At 40.5% G+C, this 17,793-nt stretch carries 12 protein-coding genes; 9 read left to right on the top strand and 3 right to left on the bottom strand.

Translation table 11 applies throughout. From position 1 onward, the window contains the following. Positions 1–13 precede the first annotated feature (13 nt). The 5 genes from P0Y49_20030 (at position 14) to P0Y49_20050 (ending at position 9,301) form a co-directional block, all read left to right on the top strand. Positions 14–2,134 carry a DPP IV N-terminal domain-containing protein gene (locus tag P0Y49_20030; GenBank protein ID WEK19068.1) on the top strand — a complete coding sequence of 707 codons (2,121 nt, stop codon included), beginning with the start codon at positions 14–16 and terminating at the stop codon, positions 2,132–2,134. 173 nt (positions 2,135–2,307) lie between these two features. After that, entirely contained in the window at positions 2,308–3,909 is a 1,602-nt protein-coding gene (locus P0Y49_20035; protein WEK19069.1) for a tetratricopeptide repeat protein, read from the top strand. Between the two features lie 250 nt (positions 3,910–4,159). After that, a complete protein-coding gene (locus P0Y49_20040; GenBank protein WEK19070.1) occupies positions 4,160–6,928 on the top strand; it encodes a TonB-dependent receptor in 2,769 nt (922 codons plus the stop codon). A 32-nt stretch (positions 6,929–6,960) separates the two neighbouring features. Further along, positions 6,961–8,217: a right-handed parallel beta-helix repeat-containing protein gene (locus P0Y49_20045; protein WEK19071.1), complete on the top strand. Its 1,257-nt coding sequence runs from the start codon at positions 6,961–6,963 to the stop codon at positions 8,215–8,217. A 10-nt stretch (positions 8,218–8,227) separates the two neighbouring features. Continuing rightward, positions 8,228–9,301, top strand: a complete 1,074-nt coding sequence (locus P0Y49_20050; GenBank protein WEK19072.1) for a phytase — start codon at positions 8,228–8,230, stop codon at positions 9,299–9,301. A 92-nt stretch (positions 9,302–9,393) separates the two neighbouring features. On the opposite strand, the gene P0Y49_20055 is transcribed toward P0Y49_20050, so the two are convergent. The 3 genes from P0Y49_20055 to P0Y49_20065 form a co-directional block, all read right to left on the bottom strand. Then, a complete protein-coding gene (locus P0Y49_20055) occupies positions 9,394–11,187 on the bottom strand; it encodes a hypothetical protein (protein WEK19073.1) in 1,794 nt (597 codons plus the stop codon). 31 nt (positions 11,188–11,218) lie between these two features. Further along, on the bottom strand, positions 11,219–11,980 hold the full coding sequence (locus tag P0Y49_20060; GenBank protein ID WEK19074.1) for a hypothetical protein: 762 nt from the start codon (positions 11,978–11,980) through the stop codon (positions 11,219–11,221). An 83-nt stretch (positions 11,981–12,063) separates the two neighbouring features. Further along, entirely contained in the window at positions 12,064–13,035 is a 972-nt protein-coding gene (locus P0Y49_20065) for a glycosyl transferase (GenBank protein WEK19075.1), read from the bottom strand. 245 nt (positions 13,036–13,280) lie between these two features. Between P0Y49_20065 and miaB the strand changes: the two genes are divergently transcribed. From miaB to P0Y49_20085, 4 genes are all read left to right on the top strand, one after another. Then, complete coding sequence (miaB, locus tag P0Y49_20070) at positions 13,281–14,711, top strand: tRNA (N6-isopentenyl adenosine(37)-C2)-methylthiotransferase MiaB (protein ID WEK19076.1); 1,431 nt, start codon at positions 13,281–13,283, stop codon at positions 14,709–14,711. A 201-nt stretch (positions 14,712–14,912) separates the two neighbouring features. Next, positions 14,913–16,145, top strand: coding sequence for a sigma-54 dependent transcriptional regulator (locus P0Y49_20075; protein WEK19077.1), 1,233 nt, complete (start codon positions 14,913–14,915; stop codon positions 16,143–16,145). A 1-nt stretch (position 16,146) separates the two neighbouring features. Then, a complete protein-coding gene (locus tag P0Y49_20080) occupies positions 16,147–16,644 on the top strand; it encodes an LptE family protein (GenBank protein WEK19078.1) in 498 nt (165 codons plus the stop codon). A 33-nt stretch (positions 16,645–16,677) separates the two neighbouring features. Then, a complete protein-coding gene (locus P0Y49_20085; GenBank protein WEK19079.1) occupies positions 16,678–17,781 on the top strand; it encodes a hypothetical protein in 1,104 nt (367 codons plus the stop codon). The last annotated feature ends 12 nt before the right edge of the window (positions 17,782–17,793 follow it).

Raw genomic sequence — 17,793 nt, forward strand, 5'->3', positions numbered from 1 at the left:
TATACTTATTCAAATGAAGCCAACCTTAATCCTGGGTTTAGCAGGTGCTTTACTTTTCAGCATTCCGACATCTGCTCAACTTAAAAAGCTAAACCAACAGCAAATATTTGCCGGCCAACCTTCGCTAACCAAGCCAATGAGCACAATAACAGGTTGGAGTGACGACAACCATTACATTGAAATGGATCCGCAAGATCGTAAACTGTATGCTGTTGATATCAAATCAGGGGCAAAAACAGCTTATACTCCCCCTCCTCTAAGCAATGTAAATGTATTTGTAGATAAGAACGACATCTATATCCGATATGGAAAAGATGCCCCAAAACGCTTAACAAACGATAAAGACGAGGAGAAGAATCCGGTCTTGTCGCCGGATGGGAAATATGTAGCCTTTACCCGTAACAATGACTTGTTTGCAGTTAACACGGAAACTGCAAAAGAGATCAGGTATACTACTGATGCCACCGATGTCATTTACAACGGTTGGTCATCCTGGGTATATTATGAGGAAATTTTAGGCAGACCGACCAACTACCGCGCTTTTTGGTGGGCACCGGATAGTAAGCATATTGCTTTCATGCGTTTTGATGATACCAAGGTACCCATGTTCCCTATCAATGGCTCAACAGGTCAGCATGGCTACGTAGAAAAAACACGTTACCCTAAAGCAGGAGACCCAAATCCTGAGGTAAAAGTAGGCTTCGTAAAGACTACCGGTGGTCCTGTAGTATGGGCTGATTTCAATGAGAAAGATGACCAGTATTTTGGCACACCTTATTGGAGTTATGATGGCAGCAATCTGATGGTTCAGTGGATGAACCGAGGCCAGGACAACCTGAAATTTTATGCTGTAAACCCTACTTCGGGTGCGAAAAAAGAAATTTATGATGAGAAGCAGCCTTCATGGGTTGATTTGGATTATGATGGCAGAATTGAATACCTGCAGGACAAAAAGCATTATATCCTTAAAAGTGACAAAACAGGTTGGGCGCATTTCTACTTGTATACTTTAGATGGCAAACTCATCAATCCGATAACCAGCGGCAACTGGCAGGTGACAAACCTGATGCGCGTAGATGAGAAAAATAAAGTTCTTTACTTTATGGCCCGCAAAGAGGCCTCGACCCGTACCGACCTTTATCGCGTCGATTATAATGGAAAGAATTTAAAGCGTTTAACTTTCGGCGATTATACCCATCAGGTACAACTGTCACCTGGCGGCACTTACTTCATTACTACCTATTCAAATGTTTCTACACCACCGAAACGCGCTTTAGTAAGCAACACCGGAAAAATCGTGAAGGAACTGGCGGATAGTAAAGCTGCTGATTATGACCAGTACGCTTTTGGTAAAACAGAAATGATCACCATCCCTACAGATGATGGCTATAATCTTCCGGCTGTGATTACCTACCCTACCAACTTTGATCAAAGCAGAAAATACCCGGTAGTGATGAGCATTTATGGAGGCCCTAATGCCGGTACAGTAACCAATACCTGGAAAGGAACAGCCAACCAGTGGTGGGCAAATGAAGGAATTATACAAATTGCAGTGGATCACCGAGCTTCGGGGCAGTTTGGTAAGGCCGGCGTAGCTTTAATGCACCGCAACCTAGGTAAATGGGAGATGAAAGATTACACTACAGCCGCAAGATGGTTAAAAGCAAAACCATGGGTTGACAATAAGAAATTATTAATTACCGGACACAGTTATGGTGGATACATGACCTGTCTGGCACTCACTATGGGGGCTGATGATTTCGACTTTGGTTATGCAGGTGCACCTGTTACCAGTTGGGAGTTGTATGATACAAATTATGCAGAACGTTTTATGGATACACCGCAGGAAAACCCTGAAGGATATAAAAATGCATCAGTACTAACTTATGTAAACAATTACAAAGGCTTACTGCGCATTATGCATGGTGATATGGATGACAATGTACACATGCAGAATACCATTCAACTGATCGATAAACTTGAAAACGCCAACAAGCATTTTGAACTGATGATTTATCCGGGCGGCAGACATGGCTGGGCTGGTGTTAAAACACCACACGATCGCTCTGAACGGATTCGCTTTTATTACCAAAATCTACTGAATAAACCTGTACCGGAAGAATTACTGAAGTAAGCGAAAAGGAGTCAGGATAAAGGAACCAGGATGAAAGACTAAACGCATAAAGTCTTTCATCCTTACCTTTTACCTCCTTGTTCTTAGTTCCTTCATCCTTGCTCCTTCATCCCTCCCCTCTCCCCAACATTGATTTAACATCCTGTTAACACTACATGCTTTACTTTTAAAGCGTGAAACAGTCAAATCTAAAAAGCATTCCAAAATGCATGCTCCTATGCTTGCTTTACATCATCACTTGCTGTCCATTTACGCATGCACAAGGTATTGAAAAAGGTCTGATAGACTCTTTAATTAAGAAGCAACCTAATGAGACATTTATAAAAATCAAAAACGCTTTAAATAAGGCGCTTACTGAAAATGACTCTATTTCCGCAGCCAAATGCTACTTGTATCTTGCCGAACTTTTTTATCATCAGGCAGCCTACCCGCAAGCAGTTGGATATTATTACAAAGCAGACGGGATCTTCAGGAGAAGCAATGACCTTGGCAACCTGGCAAAAACACTAAACAAAACCGGCGAAGCCTATTATTATAGCAAACAGTATGGGGTTTCAAGGACTAAATTCCAGGAGGCTTTGACACTTTACAAAAAATTGAACTACACAAAGGGCATTGCAGAGTCGTATGGTCTGATTGGACAGACTTATGAAAAAAGTGGGGATTACGTACAGGCGATGAAATACCAGCAGTTGGCCCTCTCAGCATTCCACAAAATGAAGGACAAGACCGGTATTGCCAAGATCTATGAAAACCTGGGTAGTATTTATGAAGATGAGCCACAATTGGACTCTGCCTTAAAATATTATAGTCTTGCACTAAATCTGAATAAGGCAAATGCCAATGAGCCGGCTCAGATAGAGATCATCAATAATATCGGTGATGTTTACAGAAAAACAGGTAGATATGAAGAAGCATTGGGATACACACGTAAAGCAGCGCAAATGGCCCTGGCAATGAACGACCAGTATCAATTGAGTAGTGCTTATCGTGACCTTTCGAAAAATTTTGCACTGATGAAAAGGTATGATAGTGCATATCATTACAGCGAACTGGGCAGGAATATCTTTCTAAGAATCTTTACTGAGGATACCAATAAGCAAATGGCTTTACTGCAAACGTTATTTGAAATACAGCAAAAAGATAATGCGATTACAGGTTTTGAAAAAGAAAAAAAAGCAAATCAGTTTATCACTATCGCCACTATACTTATTGTAATCTTACTAGGCTTACTGGCCGCTAGCGTCATTAGCAGACAACGCCTTAAAATCAGGAATGAACAACAGTTAAATGAGCAGAACCATGCGCTTTACCGGGCTCAAAAGGATGCGATAGAGGCTGAACTCGAACTGAAAGGCAAAGAACTAACCAGCAATACCCTTCATGTCATACAGAGCAATCAGTTCCTGGAAGAGCTGCGCACCGAACTGGAGGAAATGATAAAGGATGACAAAAGAGATCAGAAAAAAAGGCTGCAACAAATTGTAACAAAGATCAACCAAAGCACCAGTCGTGATAAACACTGGAAAGAATTCAGCAACCTATTTGAGCAAATTCACCATACATTTTTCGACAACCTGAAGAAATATAGTGAAGAATTAACGGCCAGCGATCTCCGTTTGGTTGCCCTTATTAAAATGAATTTAAACTCTAAAGACATGGCTACCCTTTTCGGCATATCACAGGATAGTTTACGTGTTGCCCGTTACCGTTTAAGAAAAAAACTAAGCATCCCACAGGGCGAAAATCTGAGCACTTTTATCCAGACTTTGTAAGCAAAAAACACAAACCACCCGAGCTTAACACATTGTTAATATTACGCTAACCTAATGATAATGGCGTTTTTAACTACAAACAAACCTCTAAAAATCAAACAATTAAACAAAAACGGTATACGATGTATACGTTCTGTATATAGCCTTTGTAACGCTGTATACATTTTGTACACGGACTAAATTGACAAGTATCTATAGCGGTTTACACATTTGCAGCATAATTAAAAACACAAACAAAATTATTCGCAAAATGAAGTCAACTTTACAAGTTCTTTTATGCTTAATACTAAGTATAGCCACCGCAAAAGCCACGAGCTTGAAAGGCTATGTTTATGATCAGAAAACCGGAGAAGCCATACCGGGGGCATCCGTACATCTGGAACACACCGACAAAACAGTGTTAACAGGTTTGGACGGTTCTTTTGAGATTAAGCACCCACCGGCAGGAACTTACACTTTAAAAGTATCCTATTTGATGTATAAAGCCCTGCTAAAACAGATTACCATCCTCAAAGAAGACAATCCTACCTTAAAAATTTATTTGTCGGAAAGCAAGGACAAGGATTTAAGTGAGGTTATGATTTCGGGTAAAGGCGATGGTGCCTCAGAGAAAACAGCCAGACGCATTGAACAGAAATCTTTACAATTGGTCAACGTGGTCTCTGGTCGTGCCATAGAGATCTCTCCCGATCTAACTGTAGCGAACGTTATTCAGCGTGTTTCAGGAATATCTATTGAAAGAAGCAGCAGTGGTGATGGTCAATACGCCATTGTAAGGGGGATGGACAAAAGATACAACTATACGCTTGTTAATGGTGTAAAAATTCCTAGTCCTGATAACAAATACCGATATGTGCCCCTGGATATTTTCCCTTCCGAACTATTGGAAAGACTCGAAGTATACAAAACATTAACTCCAAACATGGAAGGTGATGCAATTGGTGGTGTAGTGAATATGGTGATGAAAGATGCACCGGAAAAACTGAAGATCAATGCTAATCTGGCCACCGGATATAGCCAGTTATTTATTGACCGGGACTTCATGAGTTTCAATGCCAATGACATTAATCGCAAATCGCCTTATGAAATTAATGGAAAGAGCTACAAGGCAACTGCTGCTGATTTCCCAAAAGGAACACTAGATTATACGTCTAAACACCCGGCACCAAATGTAGTGGGGGGCCTCTCTATTGGGAACCGCTATTTTGACAACAAATTCGGGATTTTACTTGCCGGAAGTTATCAAAACAACTACAGAGGAAGTAACAGCACTTTTTACAACACACAGGTAGTGGCAACCGATAAATTTGGAGCCATCGTAAACAAGAGTGAAAGAGCATACTCCGAACAGCAAAAACGTTATGGTGCACATGCTAAATTAGATTATGTATTCAATAAAAATCATAAACTCAGCTTGTATAATGCATATGTTGACCTCAACAGCGAGCAACTCCGAGATTCAAAAACAATAGATTTCACTAGTGCATACGAACCGGAAAAAGGAAATGCAAAACTCAATTATGCCACCCGTACACGATTGACTGAGCAGCAAATCTACAACAGCACCTTACAGGGAGATCACCAGTTGATCACTGAAAAGCTAAAGGTTCATTGGTCGGCCGTTTATTCATCTGCTAAAAACGAGTCGCCGGATCAAAACAACATCAATATTCTGGGTGTTCGGGAGAACTTTGCAGACCGCCGTACCTATGCCCCTGCAATTGGCGATGCCTATACCCGCCGTTGGGAACGCAACACTGAAGAAGATAAGGCCGGCTACCTTGACCTTAGTTACAACACCGCCATTTCGGGAGCAAAGGTAGAATTTAGCGCGGGCGCCTTGTATCGTGATAAGCAACGCAGCAGTTTCTATAACCAATATATTTTTACATCTACCAATCCTAATGCCTTGTATGGTAGAGATTTCAACAGCTATACGGAAATCCAGTGGACAATCAAGAACCCTTCGGGATCAGTGGACAATGCGCTAACCTATGATGCATCAGAAAAAATGACTGCTGGGTATGGTATGGTGACTTTAAATACCAAAAACCTGCAGCTGATAGGTGGTCTGCGTATAGAGCATACCAACCAGGGCTACAGAATGCTTTTCCCTGCTGCAGAACTACGACCTGTAGGATCGCAGATCTATACCGATTATTTACCTAGTTTAAATCTGAAATACAAACTGGCGGATAAACAACAATTACGCGCTTCTTACTTCCGCTCACTAAACCGCCCGGGATTTTACGAACTTATCCCAGGAGGTGGACTGATTCAGGATGATTATAAGGAAAAGGGGAATCCAGATTTAAAACGTGCAACGGCCGACAACTACGACCTGCGTTATGAATTATTTCCTAACGGGAATGATCAGCTGTTGGTTGGTGCCTTTTACAAAAGCATAAAAAACCCAATAGAATATAGCTTTCAGCCTGATCCGATCCGTCCGCAAGACACTTATTACTTACCCGGCAATTTTGGAAATGCACGTAACTATGGACTGGAAATTGACTACATCAAGTTCATCCATAAGTTCGGTATTAAGGCCAACTATACTTATACACACTCCAAAATTACAACGCCAAAAAGCTCAAGGGTAAGAGACGAGAACGGAGATCTTAAGCCGGTTTTTGTAGATCAGAGCCGACCGTTGTATGGGCAATCTGAGCACATCGGAAACATTTCCCTACTTTATAAAGGTGGAAAAAATGGCTTCGATGCACAATTGGCCGCAGCTTACACAGGCCCTCGCATCAATACCGTTTCCCAATTCCTAGATAATGATCTATGGCAACAAGGGTTCATCCAGATGGATCTGTCTGCCGAAAAGAAATTCAAAAACAATCTCAGCATTTTTGTTAAAGGAGGAAACCTATTAAATACACCTTTAAAACTATTTATTAAAGGCACCAACCCAAACAATGCCAATATAGCGACAGAATTTGATGGTAAAACACTGATTCGTAACGACTATTACAAACAGACCTATTTATTGGGTATACGCTACAAATTATAAACCATTTGATCATTCATCATAAAAGACAAAAAATGAAAGCAAAACAAATGTTTACCTGCCTTGCCCTGTTTATGGCAATTTTTACAGGCTGTGAAAAGGCCAACATCAATGTAGATCCAGATACCGGCAACGGATCAGCCATCGGCGAAGTTTCCGGAATATGGAAAAGAGGAAGTACGCAGCACATCACCGGCGATATTATCATCCCTGAAGGTCAATCGCTGACTATAGAAGAAGGCGTAACCGTAATTATGGATGCTGTAGCAAAACCAGAAATCATTGTAAAAGGAAATCTTTATGCAGAGGGCACCCAGGCATTCCCTATAAAATTTACTGTTGATGAAGCTCTTAGAACTGAGGAGAATAAATTTGGCCGTTTATGGGGCGGAATTTTAGCTGCTCCAAGTTGTACTGAGCTGCTACTCAACTATACAATTATTGAATACGCAGGCGCCACTACTTCTGATGCATCCACATCCGTAAAACAAAAGCTCTATAAGGGAAAAGCAGGTGAAAACCTACCCTCATTATGGTTTGCCAATGTAAATGGCAAGCTGGTAGTGACCAACAGCATTTTCAGGAACCTTCAGGAAGACTGTACTTATATAGAAGGTGGAAAGATCATTTTTGCGAACAACCAGTTTTACACCACGGGTTTAACCGGTGGTGAGGCCATCAATTTTAAATCAGGCTGTCTGGCAGATGTGGCTTACAACCTTGTTTACAGTACCAATACCAATGCTTTAAAACTGTCAAACAGTGGCGACAGGAGTCCTCAGGCTTACATTATAGCATACAACAACACACTTATCAATACCGGATGGCGCAGGCCAACAGCCAAAGGAGGCTCTATCTGGGTTGAAGCAACGGTTCGTGTGAGCATATTTAACAACATTTTTGCGAATACTCGTTTTGGTATAAAACGGGATACAAAAGCTCCTGAAGACAGCCGGTCCCTGTTTGGCAACAATTTGTATTATGGATACGACCAGACTACAGTAAACCAGTTTCAGCCAACGGCCGAAATCATAGCCGGCACCAATGATATCATTGGCAAAACTGCAGGGGCGAATGACCCGAAATTCGTAAACTATCCGGTAAATACGGATGTCAACAATGCTACATTTAACACCGCATGGAGCTTCCATTTACAAGCGGGATCTCCGGCACTCGGCAAAGGAAAAACAGACTTCACACCTCACCATATTGCTGGACTTGTGCTAAACGGAATTACCTATAAATCACCAGCACCGGCAAACTATATCGGCGCCTACGGATCACCTAACTAATTAACTTATCATGAATAAAACCAATTCAATCCTCTGCCTTACGGCCTCCATACTATTATTTACTACTGCCTGCAGTCAAAAACAACCTGCTGATATTAATGCCGTTAAGCCACTTTACGTATCTGAGCCTGTACAATTCGACTCTGATGATCCTGCAATTTGGGTAAATCCTGCCGACAATTCCAAATCACTAATTATTGGAACCGACAAAGATAAAGCTGGCGGGCTCTATGTTTTCGACCTTCAGGGAAAGATCATTAAAGAAAAAACTGTGAAGGGACTAAAGCGCCCGAACAACGTTGATGTGGCCTATGGTTTAAAACTTGGCGATAAAAAGGTAGACATTGCTGTCACTACAGAGCGAATGACACACAAACTGAGAATATTCTCCTTACCCGACATGCAGCCTATTGATAATGGCGGTATCCCGGTTTTTGAGGGTGAGACAGGCGAAAATTATAGAGATCTGATGGGTATTGCTATGTACACCGATCCGCAAGGACAAATCTATGCTATCGTTGGCCGTAAATCGGGCCCTAAAGAAGGTAGTTATTTATGGCAGTACCTATTAGAAGATGATGGCAAAGGCCTGGTGAAAGCTACCTTAAAAAGGAAGTTTGGTAAGTATAGCGGTAAAAAAGAGATCGAAGCTATAGCTGTAGACAACGAGCTCGGATACATCTATTATTCTGACGAACAATTTGGTGTCAGAAAGTATTATGCAGATCCATCAAAGGGCAATCAGGAACTTGCCTTGTTTGCAACAACAGGCTTTAAAGAGGATCATGAGGGTATCAGTATTTATAAAACCTCCGACAGTACAGGTTATATATTGGTCTCGGATCAGTCAGCCAATCAATTCCAGGTATTTAATCGTGAAGGCACAAAACAAGACCCGAACAAGCATGTACTGATCACCAGCATTCCAACAGCAACCAACAATAGTGATGGTTCTGACATCTATTCGAAAGCCCTTAACAACGACTTTAAACACGGACTCTTCGTTGCAATGAGTGATGACAAAACTTTTCAGCTTTATCGTTGGGAAGATCTGGCCGGCACGAAGTTGAAGGTCAACAAATAAGAGCGGGCAGGAAGCAGGAACAAGGATAAAGGAGCAAAGAAAGATTAAGCGCTCAATGTCTTTAATCCTTGCTCCTTCATCCTTGCTCCCTCTTATTTTCTCATGCGTATACGTGCCTCCCGGCGTTTGTGGCGTGCTTGCCGATCGGCCTTGATCTGTTCAAATTTAGCGATCTGATCTTTAATTTTTTTCTCTTTTGCCGGAGTAAGCCCAACACTATATTTGACCCCCTGAAAAAGAGTTTTCCATATAAAGTTAAAGAAGGAGCCTGTTGGTGTGCGTTTATAATCAACAGCAGCTGTAACAAACTTCCCATCTGCACCGGGGTTAGCCTTGTTGAAGACCAGCGCATTAGCCAGAAACGAAATTAAGCCCTGTTTTACCAGGCGATCCTCTCCTTTTACCCTTTTAAGCACTGCCAAAGAAAGGTCTTTATAGGCAAAACTTACGGTACCCTTTGCCAGCTCATCATTCGCCTTAACATCGAATGCCAGCTTATTAATATACCCGCTATTTACTTTTACCAATCCAAGTGGTTTTGTGATCCGGTTAAATGCTTTTCCTTCCATATCTACCAGTGATCCGGAATAAGAAAAAGCACCATCTCTGGCTGCAAGGTTAAACTTAAAATTAACATTAAGCTTCCCTGAGCCCATCACATAAGAAGTTAAAGCGGCTTCAGCTATAGAATCCCTGGCAATGGCCTTTTCTACGTTAGTCACATTGGAAATGGCACCCCAGGTTTGCTCAAAAGTAATCACTCCTTTTCCCTTTCCTTCCGGGCTAAACTCGCCATAGCTAATATCTACATTGTTTAAATTCAGCTTCGCGATATTCAACTTCGCATCTGCCTTTTGCAGGAGTTGATGTGGGTAGGTGCCTGTTTTATTGACTATTTTTTTAGGAAGTGTATTGTTGTTTACAACGGCCAATGTCCCATTGGCAATGGTCATATCTTTGGCAAACAGCTCTTGTTTTAAGATGTATAGCGGAAGGTTAATCCCTGTAAAACCAATGTTAGCGACCTGTATGTTATATCGATCTTTGGCATAACCTAAAGTACTGCCAAACTGTTGTTCGCTGTACCGGGGCTCAAGACTAAAACTCTTAACATCCAGCTTGCCCGAAGAAGCGATAAAATCAAGTCGGTTGAACTTAACAAAGTACAGACTATCGGAAGTTGCATAAGAATAATCATTCAGGTTGATGATCACATCCTTCAACAGGTAAAGCCTGCTTTTGTCGGTCGCCGAATGTGGATCGATCAACCAATCTTTCAATGTGATGTTTAAACTATCCACAGCATCAACTTCCTGCTTGCCAGGATTGTTATTATTGATGTATTTAAAACTGGCATTTTTAAAATCTACCGTATTTATACGCAGCTCCTTAATGTATTTTGAAATGTAATCATAGGGCGATTTTTTGGGCTGAGGAAGCTTTTCATCATTAAAATCAAACTGCCTGTTGGTCATTTCAATCCAGGGGTTATCGAACAATAGCAGATCAATGTTTAGCTTTTTTTGTCGCCACAACCTAAAAGGGTGAAAATTTCTTACTGCAAGTTTTTTAAGTTTTATCTTATATAGGTTATTTGGGGCTCGTTTAAGCGCAATAAGCTGACGATAAACCGCAGTATCCGGGGTAATGGTTACATTAGACAAGGACGAGATCCCGGTTAAGACATTTGCATCGACAGAAGAGAATTCTATCTGATAAAGGTTATTTGTAGTTTTTAAAACCAGCTCCTTTAATTCGGCTGTAATTATAGGTTTCAGTTTAACACTATAGTACCAGGTTATTGCAGTCAGGATTAATGCAACAAACAGCAAGGCTGCAGCGAACCATTTAAGGATCATGTATTTCTTTCCAACGTTCACAGCCATAAGCAACCCTGTAGTTTAGCCTAATATACAATTATTTTGAGAAGGTAGGCAACACTATAGATTTTATGGTATCCAACTTCTCTCTACTTAGTAATTTGTTTCCTGATCGTGCAAAATCTATCTCTTTAGCATAAAAATGTCTTGTCGTATCATACTGTGACAAGGAATCCACCAGAAAATCATTCAGGCTAATATTCAGATGTTTTGCAGAATGAATTGATTTTGAGGTTTCGCCATCGATATAATCAAATTCTGCGTCAACTAACTTAATGGCTTTAACATCGACAGACCTGATCCTATTGGAGATCATTTGGTATAGTGTTGGTTCATTTTTCAATACCTCCGGCAATGGCATTATTGCGTAATGCCTGATATCGATTAAAGGATGCTCCAGTATAATGGTTTTTATGTCAATCACTCTTTTAAAATATGCTGTTAAAAACGAGATCCCATTCAAGTGTAGTTTTTCCAGCCTTATCTGATAAGTATTAGCCGGCGCCACACTCATCGCCTTAAATTTATTGTAAACAGTAGTATCTGGAGTTAACGATACTTGATGCAGTGTTGCACTTGCTGTAAAAAAATTAAAACTGATCTCTTTAAAATCAAGTTTATAAAGTTCGAAGGAACGATGATATACACCATCTTTAATTTTTTGAGAAAGCCGAGGCTTCCACCTTACTTCTAACAACACCATTCCGGTTATAACAACAATGAATATAGCTAAAAGGGAAGTTATCCATATTCCCTTTTTATATCTTCCTGATTTACTTTTCACAACTAACTTTTGCATATAAGCAGCACTAATAATTTCGGTGCCACAATATACATAATCCTTCATTTATCTATGCAAGTCAGTCACTAGTTATTCACCACCTAAATCATTCCAATAAACTGATTAAGAACTCCATGCTGAAAAAACCTTCTGGAATAAAAATGTTTATAAAACCCGCGTAAAAAGAACATTACTGATCGTCCAATTACTTTTTTAATCTGCACACCTTGCTCACTTCTTTTATAAGCTACAATATTTTCATTCAGAGATTCAACCATGTCTTCGGCTCGTGATAAAGCATGCACATAGGGTTGATAAATTTGTTTTACCTGATTGCGATTTAAAGCATACAATTCATCTGTTAATTTGAAACTATCATTCCAGCTATAAATGAATGCATGGTAGTGATAAAAAATAAGCTCGAATTTATTATTGCTAAAGAATTCCCTCCCCAACACTTTGTTTCTTCTCTTCTTAAAAGCATACTGTTGTACATTCCATGGGGCGACTCCACCGCCCAAATGTTTTAGAACATGAACACATGAAAAACGACTTGTCCAGTCGTCCAGATATTTCTGATCACCAAACTTATTGTCTTCCATTCTTGCGAAACACCATTCCAAACAGGCATTAACCCACCAGTTTAAAACTTCCATACCTTCTGCATTATTTTTAAAGGTCATGTATTGTACGCAATAAACACCACTGGTTTCGCTTTGGTCATAGCAAGGTGTATATCTGTGTTTGGTAATCAACACAGATTTATCTCCCATTTCATCATACAAGGGTTGTGGATCTGCAAAGAACAACAAATCAGCATCAACATAAGTACAGTGATCGAGGTTATAGGTTTCTATACAATATTTTATAGAAGATGATGCACAAGTCCAGCAGTATTCTCCTGCCGTCCGTCCTCCTTTTACAGCAAGCAGGTTTTCATTTTCAAAATCCTCTAGTTTTATAATCGTTGCATGTGCAAGATTAAGTTTTGACAGCGCTTCAAAACAATGGTCATCAAATGCGACCACATACAGATGGAACCGCTTACAATGCTGTTCCAATGAGTTATACATGGCTAAACCCCGAGATAAATAAACCGAATTGAATAAGGTACAGAATTGAAGCATGTTCAAATTAATTAAGTAAAACCATTTTTTGTTAGCTGCCAGGAGGCAAGTATTATCCACTTTATGCTAACAGGACAATAGATCATTAAAAAAGTCCTATATGATTTCTAAATTATTTTTCAGCCCCTGCCAATCTGTCATTTGTAAATTAAATTCTGTATTTTTGGAGCCCATAATAATGTTAACCATTTATGATTGATTTACAGCTGACAGATAAAACACACGATGAAGAGCGCCAGGGAGAGGCTTTGGTTATTGATGCACCTTTAGTGCGTAATGGACGAAAGCTGTATATTGAGAGCTATGGTTGCCAGATGAATTTCGCTGATAGCGAAATTGTTGCTTCTATTTTGTTGGATCAGGGTTTTGAAACTACGGGCGATTATCAGGAAGCTGATGTGGTATTTATCAATACCTGCTCGATCCGTGAGAATGCAGAGCAAAGGGTACGCAACAGGCTATCACAATTTGGCGCGGTAAAACGCAGGAATCCTAAATTGATTGTGGGGGTATTGGGCTGCATGGCCGAACGTTTAAAATCAAAGTTTCTGGAAGAGGAAAAACTGGTAGACGTAGTGGTGGGCCCGGATGCTTACCGTGAGCTTCCACAATTATTAAACGAAGTAGAAAGTGGCCACAAAGCCATTAATGTACTGCTATCCCGTGAAGAAACTTACGCGGATATTAGCCCGGTTCGTTTAAATGGGAATGGCATTACTGCATTTATTTCTATTATGCGGGGTTGCGACAATATGTGTTCATTTTGTGTGGTTCCTTTTACGCGTGGCCGCGAGAGAAGTCGCGATCCATATTCTATATTAGCAGAAGCTCAGGATCTATTTGATAAAGGTTATAAAGAGGTAACGCTACTTGGACAAAACGTGGATTCCTATAAATGGAAAGGTAATGATGCCAATGAAAATGCGGAGACTGAAGTTAACTTTGCCCAATTGCTTGAAAAAGTTGCATTGATCAGTCCGGATTTAAGGATCAGGTTTTCGACCTCACACCCTAAAGACATTACCGACGAGGTTTTATATGCTATAGCGAAATACGACAATATTTGTAATTATATCCACTTGCCTGTTCAATCGGGCAGCACCAGGGTTCTGGAACTGATGAACAGAACCTATACCCGCGAATGGTACATCAATAGAGTTGATGCCATTAGAAGGATTATACCTGATTGTGCAATTTCATCTGATATTATTGCCGGCTTCTGTACTGAAACCGAGGAGGAGCATCAGGAAACATTAAGTATCATGGATTACGTAGGTTATGATTTTGCCTTTACTTTCAGTTATTCGGAAAGACCGGGAACATTGGCAGCACGTAAACTTGCTGATGACATCCCTGAGGAGGTAAAAAAGCGCAGGCTTGCAGAAATTTTGTTGAAGCAGCAACAAACTTCATTGTTCCGCCTACAACAATTTGTTGGAAAAACTGTTAGAATTTTGGTGGAGGGTACGTCTAAAAAATCAGATAAAGATTTTTGTGGAAGAAATGACCAGAATGCAATGGTTGTTTTCCCTGCAACTGAAGGAATAAAAGCAGGCCAATACGTAAATGTACACATTGATCGTTGTACATCTGCAACATTATTAGGAACTGTAGTTAATTAGATTAAGGATTAAAGAGCAAAGAGTCAGGACTAAAGAGCAAAGAATCAGGATTAAGGAACAAGGAGCAAAGATTAAAGAACATAAAGAAGATTAAAGAGTAAAGAACAAGGAGCAAAGATTAAAGCGCAAAGATTAAGCATCCAGTCTTTAATCCTTGCTCCTTCATCCTGGTTCCCAATCCTTGCTCCTAAATACAGATAAATGGATATACAAGACATTAAAAACCGTTTTGGAATTATAGGAGGCTCTCCCCTATTAAACCGTGCGATAGATATAGCGAGGCAGGTATCGCCGACCGATATGTCTGTATTGATTACCGGAGAGAGCGGCAGTGGTAAGGAGGTGTTCTCGCACATCATCCATCAGCTGAGCACCCGTAAACATGGTGCTTTTATTGCTGTAAACTGCGGAGCTATTCCTGAGGGTACAATTGACTCCGAATTGTTTGGTCATGAGAAAGGATCATTTACGGGTGCTCATGAAGCCCGTAAAGGCTATTTTGAGGTCGCCAATGGCGGTACTATATTTCTAGATGAAGTTGCAGAGTTACCTTTGGGTACGCAAGCGCGTTTGCTTAGAATTCTGGAAAGTGGAGAATATTTACGGGTAGGCTCTTCAAAAGTACAAAAAACCGATGTACGCATTATTGCAGCTACCAATGTTGATGTATACAACAGGGTGAAATCGGGCAAATTCCGTGAAGATCTTTATTACAGATTAAACACAGTGCCTTTGCGTATTCCTGCTTTGCATGAACGTAAGGAAGATATTTATCTTCTTTTCAGAAAGTTCTCTGCAGATTTTAGTGATAAATACAGAAGTCCGGGTATACAACTCGAGCCTGATGCCATACAAATCCTGAGCAATTACAGCTGGCCGGGAAATGTGAGACAGCTGAAAAATATAGCGGAACAAATCTGTGTACTGGAAAAGGATAGAAATGTAACTGCTGCAGCATTGCTAAATTACATCCCCAATGAGAGTGCCTCCAATTTGCCTATGGCGATTAATGGAGCCAGCAAAGAGGATTTTACGGAGCGTGATATTCTTTACAAAGTTCTTTTTGACATGAAAAAGGACATGATGGAATTGAAGAAATTAGTTGCAGAGATCATTCAAAGCGGTGGGAATACGGCTCATATTATGGCCGACAATCCGCACTATATCAATCAGCTGTATCAGGATGTAGATCAAACGATGAGCAATGAGCAAACGTTGACCATTAAAAACCCCTCACAGAGTTCTCCGGTAGACTACAACTATACCCAGGATGCTGAAGAAGTGGAAGAATCCCTATCACTAATCGATAAAGAGTCTGACCTAATTAAAAAGGCGTTAAAAAAGCATAAGGGTAAGCGTAAATTTGCAGCTCAGGAACTGGGTATCTCAGAACGCACGCTATATAGAAAAATTAAAGAATTGAATTTAAACTAAGATGAAGAAGCTGTGTATACTTGTCGTTTTGTTTTTTTCGTTGAGCGGATGTAGAATAGCCCTAAATGGCGCATCTATCGGAGAGATGAAAACTGTGAACGTAACGGTTTTTGAAAATAATGCACCATTGGTAGTTCCTTATTTAAGTTCGCAATTTACGGAGAGTTTAAAAACAAGAATTCGTAATCAAACTAGCTTAAGTATTACGGCTAATGACGCACAAGGTGTTTTTTCGGGAAATATTACCGGATATAGCATAACCCCAGAGGCTATCGAAAACGGGAATAATCCTGTTGCCGGCGCCAACAGACTGACCATCGCCATCAATGTAAAGTACACCAACAACCTGAATCCTAAGCTGAGTTTTGAGCGAACATTTGAACGCTATAAAGTTTTTAAGCTAACGGGAACAATCGCGGCTATGGAACCGGGATTAATTACGGATGTTACCGCGCAATTGACGGAAGATATTTTTAACGCAGCTTTTGCACAATGGTAGGCTAAAGTAGAGATCAATTATTAACTTAGCAACGTGGAGCAGGAATTAGATATAAAACAACAACTGGGGGTGTGGCTTTCGGCACCTGAAAAGATAAGCAGGGAAGATGCTCCTGTGTTAAAAGATTTAGCATTGCTTTATCCTTATTTTCAGCCATTGCATCTTTTATTGGCCAAAGCAACACTACAGGGACCGGAGCAAAATAACAACCTGGCCACTGCAGCTTTGTATACTAATGGACAATTACTTCACAGCTTGCTTCATGCTCCTGAGGAACTTCATACGGCCAATTTTGAGGTCATTAATCCTGCATCTGACCAGAATAGCAGTCAGCCTGAACCAATTGAAGTATCTACAATAAACGAAGTACCTGCTGAAACTACTGAGCCGACTGAAAAGTCAGGTGCGGACATGGATGAGCAGGAAGTGTTCGAAGAAATTGGCGAGGTTGATGTTAAACCTGAGGATGACCTTGTTATGGAGAACATCGTAGCCTCAGATTTCTTTGCTTTTCAGGAAAGCTTTATTGCAGAAACAGTCATTCCTGATCAGGAAGATCCAAATTTCAGGCCCTCGCCTTTGCTGGAGCCAGCGAAACCTGAAGAGCCAATTGTGATCAGTAAGTATGACGACGATCAGTTGCCTTATACATTTTTATGGTGGCTGGCTAAAACCAGGGCAGCGCATCAGCAGATATTCCAGCCTTATGCTTCACCAAGAAAAGCGAATTCGAATGAAGCGCATAAACCTGCTTCGCCCCAAAGGCCAAGTGAATTACAGCATCAGTATGTAGAGCATATATTTCATCTCCAAAGTCCTTTTAATGGTGAGGCGGAAGAAGAATATACTACGGAAGGTTTTAGAACCCCAAGCAAGGGTGATGAGATTATCGAGAGCTTTATTAAAAACGACCCTCAGATTGGCCCGCTGAAGCCGGAACAGATCGACAACGAGAATAAAGCGAAGAAGAGTGCGGAGGATCATAATGATCTGGTCTCTGAAACTTTAGCTAAAATATACATTGAACAAATGCTTTATGATAAGGCAATCGAGACTTACGAAAAATTAAGTTTGAAGTTTCCAGAAAAAAGACGTTACTTTGCCGACCTTATCCAATCTATAGAAAAGAAAATTTAACAATATAACATT

This window comes from Candidatus Pedobacter colombiensis, from assembly GCA_029202485.1.
In the GTDB taxonomy this organism is placed as follows: domain Bacteria; phylum Bacteroidota; class Bacteroidia; order Sphingobacteriales; family Sphingobacteriaceae; genus Pedobacter; species Pedobacter colombiensis.

Coding starts and splice junctions, on each gene's coding strand:
- P0Y49_20060 (WEK19074.1), bottom strand. CDS start 11,980: ATGCAAAAGTTAGTTGTGAAAAGTAAATCAGGAAGATATAAAAAGGGA.
- P0Y49_20075 (WEK19077.1), top strand. CDS start 14,913: ATGGATATACAAGACATTAAAAACCGTTTTGGAATTATAGGAGGCTCT.
- P0Y49_20045 (WEK19071.1), top strand. CDS start 6,961: ATGAAAGCAAAACAAATGTTTACCTGCCTTGCCCTGTTTATGGCAATT.
- miaB (WEK19076.1), top strand. CDS start 13,281: ATGATTGATTTACAGCTGACAGATAAAACACACGATGAAGAGCGCCAG.
- P0Y49_20030 (WEK19068.1), top strand. CDS start 14: ATGAAGCCAACCTTAATCCTGGGTTTAGCAGGTGCTTTACTTTTCAGC.
- P0Y49_20065 (WEK19075.1), bottom strand. CDS start 13,035: ATGTATAACTCATTGGAACAGCATTGTAAGCGGTTCCATCTGTATGTG.
- P0Y49_20040 (WEK19070.1), top strand. CDS start 4,160: ATGAAGTCAACTTTACAAGTTCTTTTATGCTTAATACTAAGTATAGCC.
- P0Y49_20050 (WEK19072.1), top strand. CDS start 8,228: ATGAATAAAACCAATTCAATCCTCTGCCTTACGGCCTCCATACTATTA.
- P0Y49_20080 (WEK19078.1), top strand. CDS start 16,147: ATGAAGAAGCTGTGTATACTTGTCGTTTTGTTTTTTTCGTTGAGCGGA.
- P0Y49_20055 (WEK19073.1), bottom strand. CDS start 11,187: ATGGCTGTGAACGTTGGAAAGAAATACATGATCCTTAAATGGTTCGCT.